This is a genomic window from Micromonospora sp. PTRAS2 (assembly GCF_054052245.1).
The window spans coordinates 170,927-191,746 of the sequence record NZ_JBSWBU010000011.1 but is presented as its reverse complement, the minus strand read 5'-3'; the positions used below and the strand labels follow the sequence as shown (position 1 = coordinate 191,746).

Sequence of the window (20,820 nt, the reverse complement as noted above, 5' to 3'; positions counted from 1 at the left end):
CCCCAACAGCTCGTGCAACGCCACTTCCAGAGCGAACAGACCCGCCTGCGTGAACGCCGTCTGATCCAACAGGGCAGCCAGGCCGGAGCCCGGCTCCGCGAACACCACCTCCCGCAACGACCGGTCAAGGCGACCCGCGAACAGGGCACACACCCGATCGAACGCCTCCGCATACACCGGGAACCGGTCATACAACTCCCGACCCATCCCCGACCGCTGCGCACCCTGACCCGTGAACAACAACGCCCGGCGGCCCGACGAAACCTCGCCGGTGAACACACCCGGGGCGGTCTCGCCGGCGATAAGCGCGTCCAGCCCGGACAGCAGGGCGTCGCGGTCGGTGCCGAGGAGCACCGCCCGGTGCTCCAGGGCGGCCCGCGACGTCGCCAGCGACCAGCCCACGTCGACCGGCGACAGCCCGGACTGCTCCCGGACATGCGCGGCCAGCCGGCCCGCCTGCCCGGCGAGGGCGTCGGCCGCGCGCGCCGACACCAGCCACGGCACCACCGGCAACGCCACCGGCCCGGCCCCCTCGGCCCCGGCCGGCTCCGCCTGCTCGACGATCACGTGCGCGTTGGTGCCGGAGATCCCGAACGACGACACCGCCGCCCGACGCGGCCGGTCGGCCGTCGGCCACGGCGTCGGTTCGGTCGCGAGGGTGACCGCGCCGACGGACCAGTCCACCTTGGACGACGGGGCGTCGACGTGCAGGGTGGCGGGGACGAGGCCGTGCCGCATCGCCTGCACCATCTTGATCACCCCGGCGACGCCGGCCGCGGCCTGGGGGTGGCCGAGGTTCGACTTGATCGACCCCAGCAGCAGCGGCGTGGCACGGTCCTGGCCGTAGGTGGCGAGCAGCGCCTGCGCCTCGATCGGGTCACCGAGGGTCGTGCCCGTCCCGTGCGCCTCCACCACGTCCACGTCGGCCGGGGCCAGCCGCGCATTCGCCAGGGCCTGCCGGATCACCCGCTGCTGCGACGGACCGTTCGGCGCGGTGAGCCCGTTCGACGCACCGTCCTGGTTCACCGCGGTGCCGCGCACCACGGCGAGGACGCGGTGGCCGAGCCGGCGGGCGTCGTCGAGGCGTTCCACGAGGAGGATGCCGACGCCCTCGGCGAGGGCGGTGCCGTCGGCGCCGTCGGCGAACGCCTTGCAGCGGGCCGACATGGACAGGTTGCCCTGCCGGGTGAAGTCGACGAAGACGGCGGGGGTGGGCATCACGGTGACGCCGCCGGCCAGGGCCAGGTCGGATTCGCCGGAGCGCAGCGACTGCGCCGCCAGGTGCAGGGCGACCAGCGACGACGAGCAGGCGGTGTCGACGGTGACGGCCGGGCCCTCGAACCCGAGGGCGTAAGCCACCCGGCCGGAGCTGATGCTGCCGGCGTTGCCGAGGCCGAGGTAGTCGACGACGCCGTCGGGCACGTCGGTGGCCCCGGCGGCGTAGTCGCCGTGGGTGAGGCCGGCGAACACGCCGACGCGGCCGCCGCGCAGCCCGGTCGGGTCGATCCCGGCGGACTCGAACGCCTCCCAGGACACCTCCAGCAGCAGCCGCTGCTGCGGGTCCATGGCGAGGGCCTCGCGGGGGGAGATGCCGAAGAACCGGGGGTCGAAGTCACCGGCGTCGTGGACGAAGCCGCCCTCGGCGACGCAGGAGGTGCCGGGGCGCTCGCGGGTCGGGTCGTGCAGGTCGGTGAGGTCCCAGCCCCGGTCGGCGGGGAAGGGGCCGACGGCGTCGCCGGAGGCGGCGACGAGGTCCCACAGCGCGTCGGGCGAGGTGATCCCGCCGGGGAAGCGGCAGGCCATCCCGACGATGGCGATCGGCTGCCCGGCGGCGTCCTCGACGTCGCGGAGGCGTTGCCGGGTCCGCCGCAGGTCGGTGGTGACCCTCTTCAGATACTCCCGGAGCTTCTCTTCGGTGTCCATCAACCTGACCCATCGCGGTGGCCGGCGGAGACCTGACGTAGGCGACGGGACGAATGCGCGAATTCCTCAGGCCAGATCGGTTCTACGTCCTTTGCACAATGCGGCCGGCAGCCCCCGGGTCCCCTCTGCCGGGGAAAGCTATGGCGTCGCGATGACCTGCGACAACCCCTAACCCGCGCGGCGGTCCGCTAGGGGTGGCCGCCCCCGGTGGATCCGATTAGCGTCCTTTTGATCGCACCGGTGCCGGCGGATCCCGGCACCACCGCTGGAAGGACCGCGTGTACGCATGACCGACTCAGACAACGGCCTGTGGGTCCGCCGGTTCCACCCGGCGCCGGCCGGGGCGCGGCGGCTGGTGTGCCTGCCGCACGCCGGTGGGTCCGCGAGTTTCTACTTCCCCGTGTCGCGGGCGCTGTCGCCGGCGGTGGAGGTGCTCGCGATCCAGTATCCGGGGCGGCAGGACCGCCGCCAGGAGCCGTGCGTGGACAATCTGCCGGAGCTGGCCCGGCAGGTGTTCGGGGTGCTGCGGCCGTGGCTGGACCAGCCGCTGGCGATCTTCGGGCACAGCATGGGCGCGACGCTGGGCTTCGAGGTGGCGCGGCTGATAGAGGCGGAGACGGGCGCGTCGGCGGCGCACCTGTTCCCGTCCGGGCGGCGGGCCCCGTCGTGCCCCCGGCACGAGACGGTGCACCTGCTCGACGACGAGGGGCTGCTCGCCGACGTCCGCAGGCTCAGCGGCACGAACTCGGCGGTGCTCGGCGACGCGGAGCTGCTGCGGGCGGCGCTGCCGGCGATCCGCAACGACTACCGGGCGGCGGAGACGTACGAGTACACGCCGGGGCCGAAGCTGGGCTGCCCGGTGACGGTGTTCACCGGCGACGCCGACCCGAAGACGACGGTCGACGAGGCGCGGGCGTGGGAGCGGCACACCACGGGCGCGTTCGACCTTCAGGTGTTCCCGGGTGGGCACTTCTTCCTGGCGCAGCACCAGCCGGCGATCCTGCGTACGATCTCGGCGGCTCTGGCGCGTACGCCGGTGTCCTGACGGCAGTGGTTCGTGGCGCGGCCCCCGCCGGACACCGGCGGGGGCCGCGTCGGTGTCACGGCTTGTGCGCGACGGCGATGACGTAGTCGAGCAGCGCGAGTTCCTTCTTGATGAGCGTCTCGTCGCGCCAGTGGTTGGCCATGCCCTTGACGGCGCTGCGGTCGGCCTCGGCCTGGAACGCGGGGTCGGACGGGCGGCTGGCCTGGAACCGCCGCCAGCCCTCCCAGGTGCGGTCCTGGATGGACTGCACGTCGGCGTTGGCGAAGCCGGCGGCGGTGAGCTGCTCGGCGTAGCCGGCGCGGTCGTGCCAGTTCTCGTCGGGGATGCTGAACTTGATGAAGCTCAGCGGGCCCGAGTTGATCGACATGCGGGCGGTGTCGTTGCTGAGCGGGATGATGTCGGCGGTGGCGAGGGTGCCGCCGGGCTTGAGCACCCGGAACGCCTCGGCGAAGAAGGCGCTGCGCGGATAGAAGTGAAACGCCGACTCCAGGGCGACGACCCGGTCGAAGGTGCCGTCGGCGAAGGGCAGCGCGAGGGCGTTGCCGAGCTGGAACTCGGCCTGCTCGGCCAGGCCCTCGCGGCGGGCGCGCTGCTGGGCGTGCTCGACGTGGCGGGGGGTGACGTTGATGCCGTGCACCTTGGCGACGCGGCGCTCGCGCAGCCAGGCGAAGTCCTGGTCGCCGTAGCCGAAGCCGACGTCGAGGACGGTGTCGTCGGGCTTGAAGCCGGCCGCGTCGGCGAGCTTCATGGCCAGCGCCTCGCCGGCCACGTCGAGGCTGGTGACGCCGTCCTCCCAGTAGCCGACGTTCATGTAGCGGGTGGTGCGGGCGGCGAACTCCACGTTCGGGGACTGGATCTCGTAGAAGCGGCGGACCCGGGTCACCGGGTCCTTCGTGGCCAGGGTGCGGATGACCCGGCCGAGGGTGCGGAGGTTCTCCAGCATGTCACTCCTTGCGCAGCAGGTGGTCAGGGTTGCGGCACCCGGGCGGAGACCTGCTGGCGCAGGTCGTCCACCAGGGCGGCCAGGCCGGTGGGGCCGGCGGCGACGCCGAAGACGTAGAAGTCGGGCCGGACCAGCACGGCGTCGGCGTCCGCGCCGGCCAGGTAGGTGAGGTAGACGTCGTCGAGGTCGACGACGTCGGTGCCGGCCGCGTCGGCGTCGGCGGGCATCGCGGGTGCGGCGGCGTCGGCGGGGCGGACGGTGACCCAGCGGACGCCGAGGGCGTCGAGGAACGCGGTGGCGGCGTCGTCGAGGGCGGCGGCCGGATCGCCCCCGGCGGCCGGGTCGGCGCGGGTGATCAGCACGAAGCCGCCGCCGACGACGTCGTCGAAGCGCCCGGTGCGACCGCCGGCGGCCACCCGCCCCTGGGGTACGGGGTCGCCGGCTCGCGGGGCGGGCGTGCCGTCGGGGCGGCGGTGCAGCACCCCGTCGACGATGGCCTCGCGCAGCGACCGGGCGTGCTTGGACTGGGTACGGCGGCGCAGCGCGGCGAGCATCACCGAGTCGCGGCCGGCGGCCTGCTTCGGGTCGGTCTCGCAGATCACCTTGCCGGAGTCGATGGACATCCGGATGGCGTGCTGCACGTGCGCCTTGCGTTCCACCTCGTACGTGTCGAGCAGGGTGGCGTCGGCGAGTCCCCGGCGCACCAGGTCCAGCTTCCAGGCCAGGTTGATGACGTCGCGGAAGCCGGAGCTCATGCCCTGGCCGAGGAAGGGCGGCATGACGTGGGCGGCGTCCCCGGCGAGGAACACCCGCCCGGAGCGCCACGTGTCGGCGTAGCAGGCCTGGGTGGTGTAGACGCCGTACCGGTCGAGGCGGGCGGTGGCGGGGGTGATGTCGAACAGGCCGAGCAGCCGCCACACGCTGGCCTCGGTCTGGAACTCCTCCAGGGTCTCCCCCGGCACCCGCATGAACTCCCACCGCCGGTGGTCGGGGCCGGCGGAGACGGCGGTGCGGGGGCGGGCCGGGTCGCAGATCTGCAGGTTGTTGGGCTTGAACTCGACGGGCTCGTTCAGCACGACGTCGCAGACCAGCCAGCCGTAGCCGAACCCGAGGTCGGTGACGGTCGCGCCGAGCCAGCGGCGGACGAAGCTGTTGGCGCCGTCGCAGCCGAGCACCCAGTCGGCGGTGAAGGTGCGGGGCGTGCCGTCGGCGTCGACGGCGGCCACCTCGACGTGGTCGCCGTGGTCGGCGAGGTCGGTCACCTCGACGCCGCGCAGCACCCGTACGCCGGGCAGGGCCGCGCCGCGTGCGGCGAGGGCGGCCTCCAGGCCGGGCTGGTAGAAGGAGATCGAGTCGGGCCAGCCCGTCGGGCCGTCCTCGGCGACCTTGACGTGCAGCAGGGTGCGGCCGAAGCCGTTCTTCCAGGTGTATTCGCCGGACAGCTCGCACACCGGGTCGAGGGTGTCGCCGAGGTCGCAGGCGGCGAGGATGCGGCTGGCCTCGCCGTCGTAGGAGACGGCGCGGGGCATGCTGTAGGGGGTGGCCCACTTCTCCACCACCTGCACGGTGAAGCCGCGCTGGGCGAGCAGGATCGCCGCCACCTGGCCCACCGGGCCGTAGCCCACGATCAGTACGTCGGTCATCGCCGTCCCCCCGGGTCCGCGCGTCGGGTCGGGCGTCACAGCCCGAGTTCCGTGTCGATCAGGCTGAAGATCTCGTCGTCGCTGGCCTGGTCGAGGTCCAGGTCCAGGTCGTGGTCGGTGGCGGACGCGCCGCGCATGGTGCGCCACTTGGCGACCAGCACCTCCAGCCGGGCCGCGACCTGGGTGTGCAGCTCCGCCTCGACGACCGTCTCGGCCAGGGACCGTTCCAGGCTCTCCAGCTCGGCGAGGATGGCCGGCGCGGCCTGGCCGCCGTCGGGCACGAGCTGGGCGCGCAGGAAGCCGGCCAGCGCGGTCGGGTCCGGGTAGTCGAAGATGGCGGTGGCGGGCAGCCGGTGGCCGGTGGCCTCGGTGAGCCGGTTGCGCAGCTCGACGGCGGTCAGCGAGTCGAAGCCGATCTCGTTGAACGCCTGGGCGGGTTTGACGGCGTCGGGGCTGGTGTGGCCGAGGACGGTGGCCGCCTCGGCGCGGACCAGGTCCAGCAGCAGGGCGGACTGCTCGCCGGTGGTGAGGGCGCGCAGCCGGCCGGCGAGGTCCCGGCCGCCGGGGGCTGCCTCGGCGCGGGCCCGGGGGCGAGCGCGTCGGACGAGGCCGCGCATCAGCGCGGGCACGCTGGCCCGGCCGGCGAGGGCGGTCACGTCGACCCGGGTGGGCACGAGGTGTTCCTCGGGGGCGGCGAGCCCGGCGTCGAACAGCGCCATGCCCAGGTCGGAGGAGATCGCGAGCTGCCCGTCGCGGGCGGTGATCCGGGGGTCGGCGCGGTCCAGCTTCGCGGTCATCGCGCTGGCCTGCTCCCACAGGCCCCACGAGTACGACTGGGCGGGCAGGCCCGCGCCGCGCCGGCGGGTGGCGAGGGCGTCGAGGTAGGCGTTGGCGGCGGCGTAGTTGCCCTGGCCGGGCACGCCGAACACCCCGGCGCCGGAGGAGAACAGCACGAACCCGGCGAGGTCGAGGTGGCGGGTGGCCTCGTCGAGGTGCCGGGCGGCGTCCACCTTGGGGGCGAAGACGGTGTCGAGGCGGTCGGGGGTGAGCGCGGTGACCACGCCGTCGTCGAGGACCCCGGCGAGGTGCACGACGGCGGTGAGCGGACGCTCGGCGGGCACGGCGGCGACGAGCCGGGCCACGGCGGCGCGGTCGGCGACGTCGGCGGCGGCCACGGTGACGGTCGCACCGAGGGCGGTCAGCTCGGCGGTCAGCTCGGCGACGCCGGGTGCGTCGGGGCCGCCCCGGCTGGCGAGCAGCAGGTGCCGCACCCCGTGGCCGGTGACGAGGCGGCGGGCGACGAGGCCGCCGAGCAGGCCGGTGCCGCCGGTGAGCAGGACGGTGCCGTCGGGGTCCCACGGGGCCGGCACGGTGAGCACCACCTTGCCGACGTGCCGGGCCTGCTGGACGTGGCGGAACGCGTCGGGGGCCTGCCGGACGTCCCAGGCGCGCACCGGCAGCGGGGTCAGCCTGCCGGCGGCGAACAGGCCCATCAGCTCGACGAGCATCCGCTGGGTCTCGTCGGGGTCCACGGTGGTCAGGTCGTACGCCTGGTAGGCGACGCCGGGGTGGTCGGCGGCGACCCGGTCGGGGTCGCGCAGGTCGGTCTTGCCCATCTCGACGAACCGGCCGCCGCGCGGCAGCAGCCGCAGGGACGCGTCGACGAACTCCCGGGCGAGGGAGTCGAGGACGACGTCGACGCCGCGTCCGCCGCTGGTGGCGAGGAAGTGCGGTTCGAAGTCGAGGGTGCGCGACGAGGCGAGGTGGCTGTCGGGGATGCCCATCGCGCGCAGGGCGGGCCACTTGCCGGGGCTGGCGGTGGCGTAGACGGTCGCGCCGAGGTGGCGGGCGAGTTGCACGGCGGCCATGCCGACGCCACCGGCGGCGGCGTGCACGAGCACGGACTCGCCGGCCCGCAGCCCGGCCAGGTTGACCAGCCCGTGGTAGGCGGTGAGGAACACCACCGGCACGGACGCGGCCTGGGCGTACGTCCAGCCGTCGGGCACCGGCGCGAGCAGCCGGCGGTCGGTGACGGCGACGGGGCCGAAGCAGCCGACGAAGACGCCGAGGACCCGGTCGCCGGGGCGCAGGTCGGTGACGTCCGCGCCGACCTCGGTGACGACGCCGGCGGCCTCGCCGCCGGGCGGCCCGGGGTCGCCGGGGTAGAGGCCGAGCGCGTTGAGCACGTCGCGGAAGTTGAGGCCGGCGGCGCGGACCCGCACCCGCACGTCGAGGGGCCCGAGGGGGGCGTCGGCGGCGTCGGTGGGCGCGAGGGTGAGGTTCTCCAGGCTGCCGCGCGCCGTGGTGTCGAGCCGCCAGGCGGTCGCGCCGGCCGGCGGGGTGAGCGTCGCGGCCTCCACGCGGCGGGCCAGCCGGGGGGCGTACGGGGTGCCGGCGCGCAGCGCCACCTGGGGTTCTGCGGCGGCGAGGACGGCGGTCAGCTCGGCGTCGGTGGGCGGGGTGTCGGCGTCGAGCAGGACGAACCGGTCGGGGTGCTCGGACTGGGCGGTGCGGACGAGCCCCCAGGCGGTGGCGGCGTCGGGGTCGTCGACCTCGGCGGGGCTGTGCACGCCGACCGCACCCCGGGTGAGCAGCACCAGCGGGGTGGCCGCCCAGCGGGGGTCGGCCAGCCACGCCTGGACGAGGGCGAGCGCCTCTGCGGCGACGGCCCGCGCCCGGTCGGGCTCCCCCGCGAACGCGTCGGACGCGACGGGCACGTCAGGCACGTCGGGCGCGCCGGCCGCGGGGGCGTCGGACCAGCCCAGCGGGGCGAGGACCGCGTCGGGTGGGGCCGCGCCGCCGTCCACGGCGCGGGCGAGCGCCGCCGGGTCGGCGTGGTGCGGGAACGCGCCGACGGCCCGGCCGAGCGCGACGACGCGGGCCGGGGCGGGGGTCTCCGGCGCGGCCAGGGGCTGCCAGTCGAGGCGGAACAGCGCGTCGTCGACGGCGGCGTCGCGGGTGCCGAGTTCGGCGCGGGAGATGGGGCGCATCGCCAGCGACGCCACCTCGGCCACGGGTGCGCCGGTGGCGTCGGCGACGGTCAGCGCGATCGCGTGCGGGGCGACCCGGGTGAGCCGGACCCGCAGCGCGGACGCGCCGGCGGCGTGCAGGGCGACGCCGTTCCAGGCGAACGGCAGCAGCAGCCGGTCGGGGCCGGCGTCGCCGATGCCGCCGAGGTGCGCGGCGTGCAGGGCGGCGTCGAGCAGGGCCGGGTGCAGGTGGTACCGGTCGGCGTCGGCGCGCTGCCCGGCGGGCAGTTCCACCTCGGCGTACACCTCGTCGTCACCGGTCCACACGGCGCGCAGCCCCTGGAACGCCGGTCCGTACGCGTAGCCGTCGGCGGCGAGCCCGGCGTAGAAGCCGGTGAGGTCGGCGGGGCGGGCGTGCGGCGGCGGCCAGGCGGCGAGGCCGGCGGCGGGCGGGGCGGGCTGCGCGGCGGAGAGCGTCGCGCTGGCGTGCCGCGTCCACGGCGTGCCGGGCGGGGCGTCGGCGGGGCGGGAGTGCACGGCGACGGGGCGACGGCCGGCGTCGTCGGCCGCGCCGACGGTGAGCTGCACCTGGGTGGCGGCGCGACCCGGTCCCGGGTTGCCGGCGGCGCCGGCCGGGCCGGTTCCGGGGTTGCCGGCGGCGTCGGCGGGCAGCGCGAGCGGGGCCTCGATGACCAGCTCGTCGAGGACGGGGCAGCCGACCTCGTCGCCGGCGCGCAGGCACAGCTCGACCAGGCCGGTGCCGGGCACCAGCACCGTCTCGCCGACCCGGTGGTCGGCCAGCCACGCCGGCGCGCCGGCGGCGATCCGGCCGGTGAACAGGTGCCCGCGCGCCTCGGCCAGCGCCACGGACGCGCCGAGCAGCGGGTGCCCGGCGGCGTCGAGGCCGGCCGCGCCGACGTCGCCGGGGCCGGTGGCGGGCCGGGGCCAGTAGCGGCGGTGCTCGAACGCGTACGTGGGCAGGTCGACGCGCCGGCCGCCGGCCAGGGCGGGCCGCCAGTCGACGGCGACGCCGCGCACGTGCAGCTGGGCGGCGGAGAGCAGGAACCGGGCCCGGTCGCCCTGGTCGCGCTGCAGGGAGCCGACGACGACGTGCGGGGCGTCGTGCTCGGCGAGGGTCTCGGTGATGCCGACGGTGAGCACCGGGTGGGGGCTGCACTCGACGTACGTGTCGTGGCCGAGCGCGGCCAGCTCCGCCACGGCCCGGTGCAGCTCGACGGGCTGGCGCAGGTTGCGGTACCAGTAGTCGGGGCCCAGCTCCGGCCCGTCGAGCCAGCGCAGGTCGGTGGTGGAGAACAGCGGCACGGCGGCCGGGCCGGGGCTGATGCCGGCCAGCGCCTCGGCCAGGTCGGCGCGGATCCGTTCCACCTGGGCGGAGTGGGAGGCGTAGTCGACGGCGATGCGGCGCACCCGGGCCCCGTCGGCGGCCAGCTCGGCGAGCACCTCCTCGACGGCGGCCTCCTCGCCGGAGACGACGACGGCGGCGGGCCCGTTGACGGCGGCGACGGCGACGGCGTCGCCGTGGCGGGCGATGCGGTCGCGGACCACGTCGGCGGGCAGCGCCACGGACGCCATCGCCCCGTGCCCGGCCAGGGCCCGGATCGCGCGGCTGCGCAGCGCCACCACCTTCGCCGCGTCGGGCAGCGAGAGCACCCCGGCGACGCAGGCGGCGGCGATCTCGCCCTGCGAGTGGCCGACGACGGCGGCGGGCCGCACGCCGTGGGAGCGCCACAGCTCGGCCAGCGACACCATCGTCGCGAACAGGGCCGGCTGCACCACGTCGACCCGGTCGAGGCTGGGCGCGTCGGGGGCCTGGCGCAGCACGTCGAGCACGGAGAAGCCCAGGTGGGGGCGCAGGGCCGCGTCGCAGGCGGCCATCCGCTCGGCGAACACGGGTGCCGCATCGAGCAGGTCGAGGCCCATGCCGGGCCACTGGGAGCCCTGGCCGGGGAAGACGAACACGACCTTCCCGGCGGCGGTGGCGTCGCCGCGTACCAGGTCGGGGTCGGGGCGGCCGGCGGCGAGCGCGTCGAGGGCGGCGGCGACCCGGTCGGGTTCGGCGGCGACGACCACGGCCCGGGTGTCGAACGCGGCCCGGGTGGTGGCCAGCGACCAGGCCGCGTCGCGGGGCGGCTGGTCGGGGTGGTCGGCGAGGTGGTCGCGCAGCCGGCGGGCCTGCCCGGCCAGCGCCTCGGGGGTACGCGCGGACAGCAGCCACGGCAGGGCGGCGGGGTCGGCGGGCGGGGCGGGGTCGGGCTCCGGCTCGGCGGCGACGGCCTCGACGACGACGTGGGCGTTGGTGCCGCTGATGCCGAAGGAGGAGATGCCGGCGCGGGCGGGCCGGTCGGCGCGCGGCCACGGGCGGGCCTCGGTGAGCAGCTCCACGGAGCCGGCGGCCCAGTCGACGCGGGTGGTGCGCCGCTGGGCGTGCAGGGTGCGGGGCAGGACGCCGTGCCGCATGGCGAGGACCATCTTCAGCACCCCGGCGACGCCGGCGGCGGCCTGGGTGTGCCCGAGGTTGGACTTGACGGAGCCGAGCAGCAGCGGCGGGGCGTCGGCGGGGCGCTGGCCGTAGGTGGCGAGGATCGCCTCGGCCTCGATCGGGTCGCCCAGCGGGGTGCCGGTGCCGTGGGCCTCGACGGCGTCCACGTCGGCGGGCGTGAGGCCGGCGGCGGCCAGCGCGGCCCGGATGACCCGCTCCTGGGAGGGCCCGTTGGGGGCGGTCAGCCCGTTGGACGCCCCGTCCTGATTGACGGCGGTGCCCCGGATCAGCGCGAGGACGGGGTGGCCGCGGCGGCGGGCGTCGGAGAGGCGTTCCACGACGAGCACGCCGACGCCCTCGGACATGCCGAACCCGTCGGCGTCCTCGGCGAACGCCTTGCACCGGCCGTCGGCGGCGAGGCCGCGCTGGCGGCTGAACCCGGTGAGGCCGGCGGGGCTGGACAGCACCGACACGCCGCCCGCGAGGGCCAGGTCGCAGTCGCCGGCGCGCAGCGCCTGCGCGGCCAGGTGCAGCGCGACCAGCGACGCCGAGCAGGCGGTGTCGACGGTGACGGCGGGCCCCTCCAGCCCGAGGGCGTACGCGACCCGGCCGGACAGGACGCTGCCGGCGGTGCCGGTGAGCAGGTGTCCCTCGTCGGCGGTGGTCTCCCCGTCGTCGGAGGCGACGCCGGGGGCGATCTGGTCGGCGTAGTCCTGCCCGTGGGTGCCGGCGAACACGCCGGTGCGGCTGCCGCGCAGGGTCCCGGGGTCGATGCCGGCGCGTTCCAGGGCCTCCCAGGAGGTTTCCAGCAGCAGCCGGTGCTGCGGGTCCATGGCCAGCGCCTCGCGGGGGCTGATGCCGAAGAACGCGGCGTCGAAGTCGGCGATGCCGGTGAGGAACCCGCCGGAGCGCACGTAGGTGCGGCCGGGGGTGCCGGGGACCGGGTCGTACAGGTCGGGCCAGCCCCGGTCGGTGGGCAGGTCGCCGATGACGTCGCCGCCGCCGTCGAGCAGCCGCCACAGTTGTTCGGGCGAGCCGATGCCGCCGGGGAACCGGCAGGCCATGGCGACGACGGCGACGGGTTCGTCGGCGGCGACGGTGGCGGCGTCGGCGACCTCGGCGGCGGTGGTGCCGAGCAGCCGGGCGTGCAGGTGCGCGGCGAGCAGCTCCGGGGTGGGGTGGTTGAACACGGCGTGCGGGGCGAGCCGGACGCCGGTGGCGGCGGAGAGCCGGTTGCTCAGCTCCACGGCCATCAGCGAGTCGAAGCCGAGGTCCTTGAACGGGCGGCGCGGCTCGATCTGCTCGCCGCCGGCGTGCCCGACGACGGTGGCGCACCGGGCGCGCACCAGGTCGAGCAGCGCGGCGGCCCGTTCGGGTTCGGTGCGGCCGGCGAGCCGGTCGGCGAACCCGGCGGCGGACGCGGGCGCGGGGTCGGCGTTGACGGCCCGGCGCGGCGGCGGGGGCAGCAGGGCCCGCAGCAGGGCGGGCGCCTCCCCGGCGGCCCGGACGGCGGCCAGGTCCAGCCCGATCGGCACCAGCGCGGGCCGGTCGGCGTGCAGGGCGGCGTCGAACAGGGCCAGGCCGGCGGCGGTGTCCAGGGGGCGGGTGCCGCCCCGGGCGAGGCGGGCCAGGTCGGCGGCGGTGAGCGCGCCGGCCATCCCCTCGGGCGTGGCCCACAGGCCCCAGGCCAGGGCGGTGGCGGGCAGGCCGTGGGCGCGGCGGTGCGCGGCGAGGGCGTCGAGGAACGCGTTGCCGGCCGCGTAGTTGCCCTGCCCGGGGCTGCCGAACACGGCCGACGCGGAGGAGAACAGCACGAACGCGGCCAGGTCGAGGCCGGCGGTCAGCTCGTGCAGGTGCCACGCGCCGTGCACCTTGGACCGCAGGGCCCGCTCCCAGCGGGCGGCGTCGAGGCCGGTGAGCAGGGCGTCGTCGGTGGCCCCGGCGGCGTGCACGACGGCGGTGAGCCGGCCGGCGAGCGGGGCGAGGACCGCGTCGAGGGCGGCCCGGTCGGCGACGTCGGCGGCGACGACCCGCACGGTCGTCCCGGCGGCGGTGAGCGCGTCCATCCAGTCGGCGTGCCGGCCGGTGCGGCTCACCAGCACCAGCTCGGCGACGCCGTGGACGGTGGCGAGGTGGGTGGCGACGTGCCGGCCGATCCCGCCGGTGCCGCCGGTGACGAGGACGGTCCCGCCGGCCAGCGCGGGCAGCGGGCCGGGAGCGGTCGAGCCGGCCGCCGGCTGCGGGCCGGGAGCGGGCGCGGGCGTGCCGCCGGTCGGGGCCGGGGAGCCTGCGGCGGGGGGCTCGACGGGGCGCAGCCGGGGCAGCAGGGCCCGGCCGTCGCGGACGGCGACCTCCGGCTCGTCGGGGCCGGCGGCCAGGGCCGTGCGGATCCCCGCGTCGTCGGCCGCGTCGAGGCGCAGCAGCAGGAACCGGTCGGGGTGCTCGGCCTGGGCGACGCGGACCAGCCCGGCGACGGTCGCGTGCGCGGGGTCGCCGTCGCGGACGGCGACGGCGAGCCGGGTGCTCTCGGCGCGGGGGTCGGCCAGCCAGCGCTGGAGCACGCCGAGGGTGTCCAGGCCGACGGCGTGCGCCCGGTCGGGCACCGGTGCGGCCGGGTCGCCGTCGCCGACCCGCAGCACCAGCAGCGGCGGCAGCGGGCCGGCCGGCGGCGCGCCGTCGGCGAGCGCCCAGGCGGGCACCGGCGTCGCCGGGGCGGCGGCGGGCAGCCAGTCCACGGCGTACAGGCCGGCGGGGGCGGCGGGGGCCGGGCCGTCGGGGGTCGGGGCGGCCACGGCGCGCAGCACCACCCGCTCCACGTCGAGCACGGGGTCACCGGCGTCGTCGACGGCGGAGAGGGTGACCGCGTCCGCCCCGGCGGGGGCGAGCACGACCCGCAGGGCGTGCGCGCCGGTGGCGTGCACGCGCACCCCCGCCCAGTCGGTCGCGGTCGGCCGCGCCGTGGCCCCGGCGGCGGGGGCGAAGCCGGCGATCGGGAGCAGGCGCAGGGCCGCGTCCAGCACCAGCGGGTGCACCGCGTACCGGTCGGCGTCGGCGTCCCGGGCGTCCTCCGGCAGGCGTACGTCGACGCAGAGCCGGTCCCCCGCGACCCACGCGGCCCGGGCCAGGTCGCCGGCGAGCGCCCGCCGCTGCGGGGTGTCCAGATCGACGGGCCGGGCCCCGGTGGGCGGCCACACCGCCGCGGCGGCGGCCGGTCCGGCCTGGTGGTCGCCGGGGGCGAGGACGGCCTCGGCGACCTCCCGCCACGGCTGGCCGTCGGCGGCCCGCACGTGGCAGCGCGCCACCCGGCGCGGGTGCTCGTCGGGCGCGTCGACGGTGACCTGCACGTCGACGGAGAGGCCGGCGGGCAGCGGCACCGGCGCGGGGACGCGCAGCCGCTCCACGGTGGGCAGGTCGAGCAGCACGCCGAGGTGGGCGAACACGTCCAGCAGGGCGGTGGCGGGCAGCAGCGCCGGCCCGTCGGCGTCGGGCGCGACCAGCCACGGGTGGGTGGCGACGGCGACCCGCCCGGTGCAGACGACCTGCCCGGTGCCGGCGACGGGCAGCACCGCGCCGAGCAGCGGGTGCCCGGCGTCGGCCAGTCCCACGTCGGCGGGCCCGCCGGCCACCGCCGAGTACGGCAGCCAGTAGTGCCGGCGCGCGAACGCGTACGTGGGCAGGTCGACCCGGCGACGCGGCCCTGGGCCGGCGGGGGCGGCGGGGTCCACGGCGACGCCACGCACGTGCAGCCGCGCCACGGCGGCGACCAGCGCGTCCGGTTCGCCGTCGACGGTCCGCACGGCGGGCACGAAGGCCAGCTCGTCGGCGGTGTCGTCGGCGAGGCAGTCCTGGGCCATCGCGGTGAGCACCCCGCCGGGGCCGACCTCCAGGAACGTGGTGACCCCCAGCCCGCGCAGGGCGCGCATCCCGTCGAGGAAGCGGACGGTGCCGCGCACGTGCTCCACCCAGTGCTCCGGCGAGCAGAGCCGGGCCGGGTCGACCGGCCGACCGGTCACGTTGGACACCACGGGCAGGTGCGGGGTGCGGTAGGTGAGGCCGGCGGCCACGGCGCGGAACGCGTCGAGCATCGGCTCCATGCGCGGCGAGTGGAACGCGTGCGACACCCGCAGCCGGCTGGTGCGCCGGCCGGCGGCGCGCAGGGTCGCGGCGACGGCCAGCACCGCGTCGGTGTCGCCGGAGAGGACGACGCTGCTCGGCCCGTTGACGGCGGCGAGTCCCACCCGGTCGGTGAGGTGGGCGGCCACCTCCGCCTCGTCGGCCTCCACGGCGACCATCGCGCCGCCGTCGGGGAGCTGCTGCATCAGCCGGGCGCGGGCGGCCACCAGCGCCGCCGCGTCGGCGAGGGAGAACACCCCGGCGACGTGCGCGGCGGCCAGCTCGCCGACGGAGTGGCCGAGCAGCGCGTCGGGGCGTACGCCCCAGGACTCCAGCAGCCGGTGGAGGGCCACCTCGAAGGCGAACAGGGCCGGCTGGGTGTAGAGGGTGTCGTCGAGCCGGGCGGCGAGGTCGGTGCCGTCGGCGGCGGCGACCACGTCGGCGACGGGGTGCGGGGCGTGCCCGGCGAGGCAGCGGTCCAGCTCGGCGCAGGCGGCGTCGAACGCCTCCGCGAAGACCGGGTACGCGGCCCGCAGCTCGCGGCCCATCCCGGGGCGCTGGCCGCCCTGCCCGCCGAAGAGCAGGCCGAGCCGGCCGTCGGCGACGCGGCCGGTGAGCACGGCGGCGGTGTCGGGTTCCGCCTCGCCCCGGGTCAGCGCGGTCAGCCCGGCGCGGGCGGCGGCCGGGTCGCCGGCCAGCACCACGGCCCGGTGCTCCAGGGCGGCGCGGGTGGTGGCCAGCGCGTGCCCGACGTCGGCCGGGTCGGCGTCCGCGCCGGGGCCGTCGAGCCAGGTGAGCAGGCGCGCCGCCTGGTCGCGCAGCGCCTCGCCGGTGGCGGCGGACAGCGGCCACGGGACCGGCGGCCGGCGGGTGATGGCGCTCGGGGCGGCCAGGTCGGCGGCGTCGGCGGCGGTGGCCTCCTCGTCGTCGGCGGGGGGCGCCTCGATGATCACGTGGGCGTTGGTGCCGCTGATGCCGAACGACGAGATGCCCGCCCGTCTCGGCCGGTCCACCGCCGGCCACGGGCGCGCCTCGGTGAGCAGCTCCACCGCGCCGCCGGCCCAGTCCACCTCGGACGTCGGGGCGTCCACGTGCAGGGTCGCCGGCAGGGTGCCGTGCCGCAGGGCGAGCACCATCTTGATCACCCCGGCGGCGCCGGCGGCGGCCTGGGTGTGGCCGAGGTTCGACTTCAGCGAGCCCAGCCGCAGCGGCTCGGCGTCGCCGCGCCCCGCACCGTAGGTGGCCAGCAGCGCCTGCGCCTCGATCGGGTCGCCGAGCCGGGTGCCGGTGCCGTGCGCCTCCACGACGTCCACGTCGGCTCCGGTGAGCCCGGCGTTGGCCAGCGCCCGCCGGATGACCCGTTCCTGGGCGGGGCCGTTGGGGGCGGTCAGCCCGTTGGACGCCCCGTCGGAGTTGACCGCGCTGCCGCGCAGCACGGCGAGCACCGGGTGGCCGTTGCGGCGGGCGGCGGAGCGGCGTTCCAGCAGCAGCACGGCGACGCCCTCGGACCAGCCCGTGCCGTCGGCGGCGTCGGCGAACGCCTTGCACCGGCCGTCGGGGGCGAGCCCGCGCTGCCGGCTGAACTCGACGAACGCCTGCGGGGTGCCCATCACCGCGACGCCACCGGCGACCGCGAGGTCGCAGTCCCCGGCGCGCAGCGCCTGGGCGGCCAGGTGCAGCGACACCAGCGACGACGAGCAGGCGGTGTCCACGGTGACCGCCGGCCCCTCCAGCCCCAGCGCGTACGCGACCCGCCCCGAGACGACGCTGCCGGCGGTGCCGACGCCCAGGTAGCCCTCGGTGCCGGGCGGGGCCTGGCGCAGGTTGGCGGCGTAGTCGTGGTGCATGACGCCGGTGAAGACGCCGGTGGCGCTGCCCCGCAGCGAGGTGGGGTCGATGCCGGCGCGCTCGAACAGCTCCCAGGAGGTCTCCAGCAGCAGCCGCTGCTGCGGGTCCATGGCCAGCGCCTCGCGAGGGCTGATCGAGAACAGGGTGGCGTCGAAGTCCGCCGCGTCGGGCAGGAACCCGCCGACGCGCACGTACGAGGTGCCGGGGGCGTCGGGGTCGTCGGAGAACAGGTGCGCCAGGTCCCAGCCCCGGTCGGTGGGGAACCCGGTCAGCCCTTCCCGGCCCTCGACGACCAGGTCCCACAGCTCCTGCGGGGAACCCACCCCGCCGGGCAGGCGGCAGGCCATCGCGACGATGACCACGGGATCGTCGGCGTCGGGCGCGGTGGCCGGCCCGGCCGGGGCGACGGGGGCGTCCGGGCCGCCGCGCAGCCGGGCGGCGACGTGCCGGGCGAGGGCGTCCGGGCTCGGGTGGTCGAACGCGGCCGTGGCGGACAGCCGTACCCCGGTGGCCCGGGCCAGCCGGTCGCGCAGGGCGACCGCGCCGACGGAGGTGAAGCCCAGTTCCTTGAACGCGCGGCCGGGGCGGACGGCGGCCGGGCCGGGCAGGCCGGCGACGTCGGCGGTGGCGGCGCGCACCAGGTCGAGCAGGAGCCGGTCACCCTCGGCGGTGGTCAGGCCGGCCAGCCGGCGGCGCAGCTCGGCGGCGTCGGCCGCGTCACCGCCCTCGCCCGCCGCGCGGGCGGGGGGCCGCCAGGCGGGGTGGGTCGCGTCGGCCGGCACGGCGAGCAGCACGGGGTCGTCGCCGTCGTGGGCGGCGTCGAACGCGGCGAGGTCGACGGCGGTCCCGCCCGCCGGGGCACCGGCGGCGGCGTGCGGCGGCGCGGCGGGGCCGACCGGTCGGCCGGCGGCGTCGGTCGGCTGCGCCGGTGCGGCGGAATCGGCCGGCTCCGCCTGCGCGGCCGGGTCGGTCGTGCCGATCAGCCGGGCGGGCAGGCCCGCCGCGCGGCGGCGGGCGACGAGGGCGTGCAGCGCCGCGACGGCCGCGGCCGCGCGCTCCCGCCCGGCCGCGCCGAGCAGCAGGGCCGCCGGGACGGCGACGGTGAACGCCGTGGCGGCGGCGTGCCGGGTCCGGGCGTCGAGCGTCCCGGCGAGGGTCAGCAGCGCCGCGACGGCGGCGTCGTCGGCGAGGTCGGCGGCCGACGGACAGAGCAGGACCGCGCCGAGCGGCCCGTCGGCGGACGCGGCACCGGTCTCGGCGGACGCGGAATCGGGATCCAGCGGGGTGACCGTCGCGCCCGCGTCGGTCAGGTCCGCGACGAGTCGCCGCAGGGCGGCGGCGTCGGGCGGGCCGGCGGGCGCCAGCCGCAGCCGGCGGGCGCCGTGCGCGGCGACCAGGTGCCGGGCCAGCGCCGCGCCGGTCGGCCCGTCGACCCCGGTCACCACCGCCGGGGAGGCCGGGTCGACCACCGTCGCCGGCCGGCGGGGCGCGCGGGCGGGGGCCGGACCGAGGACCGGGCGCCGGGCCGCGCCGGCGCGCAGCGCGACCTGCGCGACGCCGGTGACCACGGCCGCCGGCACCAGGGCCAGCGACAGGTCGTCGGCGTCCCGGTCGACCAGCACGACCCGATCCGGGTACGCGGCGTGCAGGCAGCGCCCCCACGCCCACGCCGCCACGGCCGCCGGCACCAGGTCGGGGTCGTCGGGGCGGTCGGGAGTGGACGCGTCGACGGCGCCGGTGGTCAGCAGCGCGAGCCGGGTGCCGGCGTACCGGGCGTCGGCGAGCAGGTCGCCCAGCCGCCCGGCGAGGTTCGGCGGGTCGGCGACGCCGGCCGGCAGCAGCGCCACGTCGGGCGCCTCCGGGTCGTCGCCCAGCGCGGCGAGATCCGGGTACGCCCGGAACACGTCGCCCGCCGACGCCACGGCCAGCGCCTCGACGAGGGCCGCGGCGCCCGGCCCGACGACCGCCCAGCGGCGCGGCCCGGGGGCAGGCTCGGCGCTGGCCTCGGCGGCGGGCTCGGCGCTGGCCAGGTCCAGCGGCTGCCAGGTGACCCGGCTGAGCGTGTCGTGGTGGCCGCCGTTGACCGCGCGCAGCCGCGCCGGCCGTGCCAGCAGCAGCCGGCGGGTGACCTTGCCGGACGCGGTGCGGGGCACCTGGTCGATCTCGTAGAGCGCGTCGGGGACCTTGTAGTAGGACAGCCGCTCCCGGCAGGCCGCGTACGCCTCGGCGGGGTCGAACCCGTCCGGGCCGGGTACGACGAACGCCACCGGCACCTCGCCGAGCACCTCGTGCGGCCGGCCGGTGACCGCCACGTCGGCGACGCCGGGCACCGAGCGCAGCGCGTCCTCCACCTCGGCCGGGTGGATCTTCTCCCCGCCCCGGATGATCAGCTCCTGGTGCCGGCCGGTGACGAAGAGGTTGCCGTCGGCGTCGCGGCGGGCCAGGTCCCCGGTGCGGTACCAGCCGTCGCGCAGCGCGGCGGCGGTCACCTCGGGCAGGCCGTGGTAGCCGAGCATCACGCTCGGGCCGCGTACCCACACCTCGCCCTCGACGCCGGCCGGGACGTCCACCCCGGTCTGCGGGCTGACCAGGCGCACCTCGACGCCGGGCACGGGCTGCCCGCAGGAGCCCTCGACCCGGGGCCGGTCCGGGCGGGTGATCGCGATCGAGCCGCAGGTCTCGGTGCTGCCGTACGCGTCGAGCAGCGGCGCGTCGAAGACCTCCTCGAACGCCCGGCGCAGCGCCCCCGTGGTGATCGCCCCGCCGACCAGGCACACCCGCAGGTCGGGGGCGCGGAAGCCGGTGCTGCGGGCGGCGGTGACCAGGTGGTGGTACATGGCGGGCACGCCGGCCAGCACCGTCGCGGAGTCCTCGGCGACGGCGGCCAGCACGTCGTCGGCGGAGAAGCCGTCGACGAGCCGGGCGCTCGCGCCGACGGCGGTGACGCTGAGCACGCAACCGATGTGGGACAGGCTGTGGAACAGCGGCAGCGGCCACACGACCCGGTCGTCGCCGGTGAGGCCGGGGATCGGCACGTAGCAGGACGCCACCGACCACAGGCAGGTGCGCTGCGTGGAGAGCACGCCCTTGGGCCGGCCCGTCGTGCCCGAGGTGTAGAGCATCCAGGCGACCTCGTCGAGGCCCAGGTCGTCGCGGGCCGGCACGCCCGGTTCGGCGTCGACCAGCTCGCCCCAGGCGGCCACGTCGTCGCCGACGACGCCGTCGCCGGTGACCCAGAGGCGCAGGGCGGGACGGTCGGCGCGCAGCCGCAGCAACTGGTCGAGGTGCTCCGGGTCGGTGACGACCAGCACCGCGCCCGAGTCGTCCAGCAGATGGGCCAGCTCCGCGTCGGTGCAGCGCGGGTTCAGGGGTACGCCGACCGCGGCGGCCCGGGTGACCGCCAGCCACGTCTCGACCGTCTCCACCCGGTTGCCCAGGCAGAACGCCACCCGCTCGCCCCGGCCCACGCCCGCCGCCGCGAGGTGCCCGGCCAGCCGGGCGGTACGCGCCGCCAGCTCGGCGTACCGGACGGCGCGGCGGTCGTCGCGGAACGCGACCCGGTCCCCGAACTCCTCCGCGTGCGCCTTCAGCAGACCGGGCAACGGCTGGACCAGGTCGCTCCGAAGCATGTCACCATCCGTCCGCTCGGCGAGACTCCCCATCCGCGGCGTAGACCTCGCTCGCCGTAACGGCACAAGTCTTCCCAGCGTCGTGGCGGCGACCTACCCCTGTCGCACCCCTAACCCGTCCCCAGTTCCGGCCGCCGACCGACCGGCGCGACCTGCGGCGGAGGTGATGATGGGGCGAGCCTGCGCAGACCGTCGCGCCCATGCCCC

General features: G+C 77.6%; 5 protein-coding genes. 1 reads left to right on the top strand and 4 read right to left on the bottom strand.

The genetic code is table 11. The features are described from left to right. The coding region (locus tag ACVMYR_RS27260; protein WP_457123116.1) for a type I polyketide synthase at positions 1 to 1,923 on the bottom strand (1,923 nt) is incomplete at its 3' end. A 286-nt stretch (positions 1,924 to 2,209) separates the two neighbouring features. On the opposite strand from ACVMYR_RS27260, the gene ACVMYR_RS27255 reads away from it, so the two are divergent. Next, on the top strand, positions 2,210 to 2,968 hold the full coding sequence (locus ACVMYR_RS27255) for a thioesterase II family protein (protein WP_077937013.1): 759 nt from the start codon (positions 2,210 to 2,212) through the stop codon (positions 2,966 to 2,968). A 55-nt stretch (positions 2,969 to 3,023) separates the two neighbouring features. On the opposite strand, the gene ACVMYR_RS27250 is transcribed toward ACVMYR_RS27255, so the two are convergent. From ACVMYR_RS27250 to ACVMYR_RS27240, 3 genes are read right to left on the bottom strand one after another with little or no spacing between them, the layout of a single operon-like run. Then, a complete protein-coding gene (locus ACVMYR_RS27250; RefSeq protein WP_077937012.1) occupies positions 3,024 to 3,911 on the bottom strand; it encodes an SAM-dependent methyltransferase in 888 nt (295 codons plus the stop codon). Positions 3,912 to 3,934: 23 nt separating this feature from the next. Then, complete coding sequence (gene mhpA / locus ACVMYR_RS27245; RefSeq protein ID WP_457123115.1) at positions 3,935 to 5,554, bottom strand: bifunctional 3-(3-hydroxy-phenyl)propionate/3-hydroxycinnamic acid hydroxylase MhpA; 1,620 nt, start codon at positions 5,552 to 5,554, stop codon at positions 3,935 to 3,937. Positions 5,555 to 5,589: 35 nt separating this feature from the next. Further along, positions 5,590 to 20,613, bottom strand: coding sequence for an SDR family NAD(P)-dependent oxidoreductase (locus ACVMYR_RS27240; RefSeq protein WP_457123114.1), 15,024 nt, complete (start codon positions 20,611 to 20,613; stop codon positions 5,590 to 5,592). Between the last annotated feature and the right edge of the window lie 207 nt (positions 20,614 to 20,820).